This window comes from Methanobrevibacter sp. (assembly GCF_045577275.1).
In the GTDB taxonomy this organism is placed as follows: Archaea; Methanobacteriota; Methanobacteria; order Methanobacteriales; family Methanobacteriaceae; genus Methanobrevibacter.
Map to the genome: position 1 here is coordinate 1 of NZ_JAZNIB010000113.1, position 4,595 is coordinate 4,595.

5 protein-coding genes are annotated in these 4,595 nt (G+C 32.5%); 4 read left to right on the forward strand and 1 reads right to left on the reverse strand.

Annotated elements, in window-relative coordinates; all coding sequences use genetic code 11:
- The first annotated feature begins 185 nt into the window (after nt 1-185).
- The 4 genes from ACKI67_RS03725 to ACKI67_RS03740 are packed head-to-tail and all read left to right on the forward strand — an operon-like array spanning nt 186 to nt 3,181.
- A complete protein-coding gene (locus tag ACKI67_RS03725; protein WP_407462043.1) occupies nt 186-686 on the forward strand; it encodes a hypothetical protein in 501 nt (166 codons plus the stop codon).
- A gap of 44 nt (nt 687-730) precedes the next feature.
- Complete coding sequence (locus ACKI67_RS03730) at nt 731-1,549, forward strand: class I SAM-dependent methyltransferase (RefSeq protein WP_407462044.1); 819 nt, start codon at nt 731-733, stop codon at nt 1,547-1,549.
- Nucleotides 1,542-2,363, forward strand: coding sequence for a class I SAM-dependent methyltransferase (locus ACKI67_RS03735; RefSeq protein WP_407462045.1), 822 nt, complete (start codon nt 1,542-1,544; stop codon nt 2,361-2,363). Before ACKI67_RS03730 ends, ACKI67_RS03735 begins: the two co-directional genes overlap by 8 nt.
- Nucleotides 2,360-3,181, forward strand: a complete 822-nt coding sequence (locus ACKI67_RS03740) for a class I SAM-dependent methyltransferase (protein WP_407462046.1) — start codon at nt 2,360-2,362, stop codon at nt 3,179-3,181. Before ACKI67_RS03735 ends, ACKI67_RS03740 begins: the two co-directional genes overlap by 4 nt.
- A gap of 105 nt (nt 3,182-3,286) precedes the next feature.
- Here the strand turns inward: ACKI67_RS03740 and ACKI67_RS03745 are convergent, their stop codons facing one another.
- The gene (locus tag ACKI67_RS03745; RefSeq protein WP_407462047.1) at nt 3,287-4,456 is read right to left on the reverse strand and encodes an aldo/keto reductase; all 1,170 of its coding nucleotides are present in this window, start codon (nt 4,454-4,456) and stop codon (nt 3,287-3,289) included.
- Between the last annotated feature and the right edge of the window lie 139 nt (nt 4,457-4,595).

Sequence of the window (4,595 nt, forward strand, 5' to 3'; positions counted from 1 at the left end):
TCAATTCAATTTTTATCAATGACAAATAGAAATTTTCCAGAGCAAAATAAATTTTGCATTTATAAGCAAAATTAATTAAAAATTTATCAAAAAATTTTCTATTGTAAATTTTTTAAAAAAATTATGATTCTCTGTGAAATAAAAATTATTTTACAAATATTAAATAATAAAAGGTTGGAAGCAAAATGGATGGAAGATTAGATATAGATTCCTTTGAAAAGGCAATTAATGGATTAAATAAAAATTTAGCAGAGGTTGGATTATTATTTAGGGCAAATATGCCACTTCTTGCTACTGATGCAACTCAAGAGACCAAAGAAAACTGTGTAGACAAAATGTCTGACAGAATAGTTGAATTGCTTGATTCATTCAGAGAAAGTTATGGCTACTACAATGACTTTTATGAAAAGATTAAAGAAAACATCAGGAATGACAACATCGAAAATCCTGAAGAATATGATGTGTTCTTCAATCATGCAAATGAGACATTTCCAAAATACATTGATGAACTTGGGCAAAGCATTGACAGCCTATGTGACATACCTGTAAAGACTGAAAAGTTCGAATCAACAATGAGAGAACTAGGCGCCATCATTGAGAATTTCCGTTTTGACTTTAAAAGAACATTGGCAGTCTCTGATGTTTATGAAGTTCAAAAGCAAATGAAAGAAGAAAACAAGAATTAAATGATTGACGGAATTATGCTTTTTAAGCATTTTAGAGTGATAAAATGACTTATCAAATTAATGATCCTGAAGAAATCGATTGGGCTTATTTCTGGCAAAAGAAGCTAGAAGCAAAAAAGGACAGGTCTAAGGATTGGAATAAGGCAGCTCCTAACTTTGGCAAATCCGCTAGAAAAGATGATTACCACACCAGATTGATTGAAAAGCTAAACATCTCCAAAAAAGACACAGTCCTTGATTTGGGATGTGGAGAAGGGAGCATTACTATTCCTCTTGCAAAAAAGGTAAAATCAGTTACCGGTGTGGATTCAGCATATAAGATGCTTGAAATATTAAATGAGAAAGCTCAAAAGGAAGGAATCAGTAATATAAAAACAATTGAAGAGGATTTGACTAAAATTAACATTGATAATGTAGGCAAACATGATATTATTGTAGCTTCAAGATCATTGAATGGAGTCCTAAACATAAAAGAAACCATTGCAAACATCAATGAAATTGCAAACAAATATGTCTACATAACCCTTTTCGGACCAAATAACTGGAAAATTGAAAGGGAATTCTATGAATCCATCGATAAGGAATACTTTGAGTTTCCATCACACAGATACTTCTTCAACATTCTTGTTGATATGGGAATCTACCCAAATGTTGAAAACCTAAACATAGGCCAGGAAAGAGAATATGAAAGCGTTGAAGAAGCGTTAGAAAGTGGAAAATGGAGATTGGATAGCCTAAATGATGAAGAGAAGGAAGAGTTATACAAATACCTTGAAGATATTCTTGAAGAAAATGAAGATGGAAAACTTTCCAATCGGGATGACAAGGCAGATTGGGTACTATACTGGTGGAAAAATGACTAGAAAGATTATAATTGAAGATGAGAATGAAATTGATTGGGAAGATCTTTGGACTAAAAAAATGGATAAAAAAGGAGATAGAGGAAAAGATTGGTCTAAAGCGGCTGTAAAATATAGTGAGCGTGCCAGCAAAGACAACTACACAGAAAAATTAATTTCCAATATGATTCTAACAAAAGATGATACTGTTTTAGATGTAGGTTGTGGAGAAGGAAGCGTTACAATCCCATTATCTAAAGAAGTTGCTAGCGTAACTGCTGTAGATGCAACTGATAAGATGCTTGAGATATTGGATGAAAAGATAGCCGAAAACAAGATAAGCAATATTAAGACAGTTAAAGATGATGTGAATGAGCTTAATTTAGAGAAAATTGGAAAGCATGATATTGTCTTGGCTTCAAGAGTTGTTAATGGTATAAAAAGCCCTAGAAAAGTATTCTCTAATTTTAATGAAATAGCGAATAAATATGTCTTCATTACCCTTTTTGGACCAAACAACTGGAAACTTGAAAAAGATTTCTTTAAATACATTGGGAAAGAGTATAATGGAGCCCCATCATATACAATTCTTCTTAACCTTCTTGCAGAAATGGATATTTATCCAAATGTGATTAATTTAGATGTAGGTCCTGTTAGAACCTATAAAACAATTGAAGAAGCTATGGATAATGGAAAATGGAATTTAGCAAAATTCAATGAAGAGGAACAGAAATTATTGCCTAAATTCCTTGAATCCATTCTTGAAGAGAATGAAGAGGGGCTATTGACTAATCCAACTGACAAACCGGATTGGATATTGATTTGGTGGAAAAAATGAAGATTCGGGAGAATTTGGATCCTTTAGAAATTGATTGGGAGCAAGTTTGGCAAAAATCCATTAAAAAAGGCATGAAGAAAGAGAAAAATTGGGATGAAATAGCTAAGGATTATGGCAAATGGCTTGAGAATGATGATTATCCTGATGTTCTATTAGATCATATGCGAATATCTTCTGAAGATACTGTTCTGGATATAGGTTGTGCAGAAGGCACAATCACTAGAAAAATAGCTAAAAAAGCAAAATCAGTTACAGGGCTAGATAAATCAAAGTTAATGCTTGAAGAGCTTAATAAAAATGCTGAAAATGAATGTTTAAACAATATCAAAACCATCCAAATGGATATAAAAGACCTTGACTATGAACAGATTGGGGATTATGACATTGTTCTTGCTTCAAGATGCTTAAATGGAATATCCAATATAAAAGAAACTGTTTTGACTCTTGATGAAATAGCAAACAAATATGTTTATATCACTGTTTTTGGCTCAGCAAGCCACGAATACAAAAAGGAAAAAGCAAAAATAGCTGGAAAAACATTTAAGGCAGGAACCGATTACAGTGTATTGTTTATGCTTTTAAAAAGTCTTGGAATCGAAACAAACATTGTCCAATTGGAATGCAATAATCTAAAGGAATATTCGGATATGGATGAAGCAATCCAAAGATCCATGTGGAAACTTGGAGAATTGGAAGAAGAAAATAAGATAGCATTAGAAAATTATTTTAAGGAAATATTCGTTAAAAATGATAGGGGAAACTGGATTAATCCTAAGGATAAAACAGATTTAGTATTGATTTGGTGGAAAAAAGAATAATAGAATAATAAAATAATAGATAATTAGAATAAAAAAGTAAAATAGAATTTTCATTAAAAAAAAGATAAAAAAGAAGAATCAAAAATAAAAAAAGAAGAAGAAAATTTAGATAGGTTCTTCATCATGGAAGAAATCATACACCTTTTCCATCTCTGCAGGGATATCGATTCCTTGTGGACATTGGATATTACACTCACCACAGAAAGTACAGCTATCAGCTCGCTCATCCTTATTCACTAACCAGAAATAAGGAGCTGCAGTCTTGTCAATGTAATCCAAGCTTTTTGCAATATTATACTGCTTGAAACAATGTGGAATATCCACCCTATTATGACATGGCATACAGTATCTGCAGCCGGTACAAGGAATTTCCTCTCTTGACTTATAGACTTGAGCAACATCCTTCAGGATTTGCCTATCATGTTCGCTCATTGAATTTACATCACAGCTTTCTGCAATGGCTACATTCTGCTTAACCTGATCCATATTGCTCATACCACTGAATACAGAAGTGACAAGAGGCTTGTCCCATAAATATTCAAAAGCCCATTCTACAGGACTTCTCTTTTTATCTGCAGTATCCCAAAGGGCTTTAACTTCATCTGGAATATTATTGATTAAGCTTCCTCCACGTAACGGTTCCATAATAACATTTCCAAGACCTGCCATTCCTACAAACTCTAAACCGCCAAGACCACTTTTATAATCTTCATCAAGGTAGTTCACTTGAGTCAAAATGACATCCCATTTATCATAGGAATCCATAATTGTAAAGAAAACATCCAAGTCATCGTGGAAGGAAAACCCAACATATTTAGCTCTTCCATCTTCAAGTATGCTGTCTAAGAATTCCAATACATCCATACCATATAACTTATTCCAGAAGTCTATCTTAAGGGAATGCAACATGTAAATATCAATATAATCAGTCTGCAACCTTTCCAATTGCAAATCAAGGAACTTGCCCATATCTTCCCTTTTATTTACCAGCCATCCGGGCAATTTGGTTTGAATTACAACATCATCACGAATGCCCCTTTCAGCAAGGTATTTGCCTAAGAACGGCTCTGCATTACCTCCTAAGTTTCTGTTCTTACTATGGAATGAATAAGCAGTGTCAAAATAGTTTACGCCATGCTCAATGGCATAATCGAACATTTTGCTAGCCTCTTCCTCATCTATTTCATAAAAATGCTCCTTATGAGGTAGACGCATACATCCAAAACCTAAATTAGATACTTCCAAATCAGTCTTACCTAATTTTCTATAAAACATTGTGTCACCTTAACAACTTTAAATTATATAATATTATATCTTATAAAATATATAAAAATAGCTAAAATTATTTTTAGATAAATAAAATGAAACTAAAAATTAAAAAAAGAATTAAAAAAAAGAATGTGGAAAAAAGAAT

What these genes read in the sequence shown, in the direction of transcription:
- ACKI67_RS03725 (WP_407462043.1), top strand. Translation starts at nt 186, where the DNA reads ATGGATGGAAGATTAGATATAGATTCCTTTGAAAAGGCAATTAATGGA.
- ACKI67_RS03730 (WP_407462044.1), top strand. Translation starts at nt 731, where the DNA reads ATGACTTATCAAATTAATGATCCTGAAGAAATCGATTGGGCTTATTTC.
- ACKI67_RS03735 (WP_407462045.1), top strand. Translation starts at nt 1,542, where the DNA reads ATGACTAGAAAGATTATAATTGAAGATGAGAATGAAATTGATTGGGAA.
- ACKI67_RS03740 (WP_407462046.1), top strand. Translation starts at nt 2,360, where the DNA reads ATGAAGATTCGGGAGAATTTGGATCCTTTAGAAATTGATTGGGAGCAA.
- ACKI67_RS03745 (WP_407462047.1), bottom strand. Translation starts at nt 4,456, where the DNA reads ATGTTTTATAGAAAATTAGGTAAGACTGATTTGGAAGTATCTAATTTA.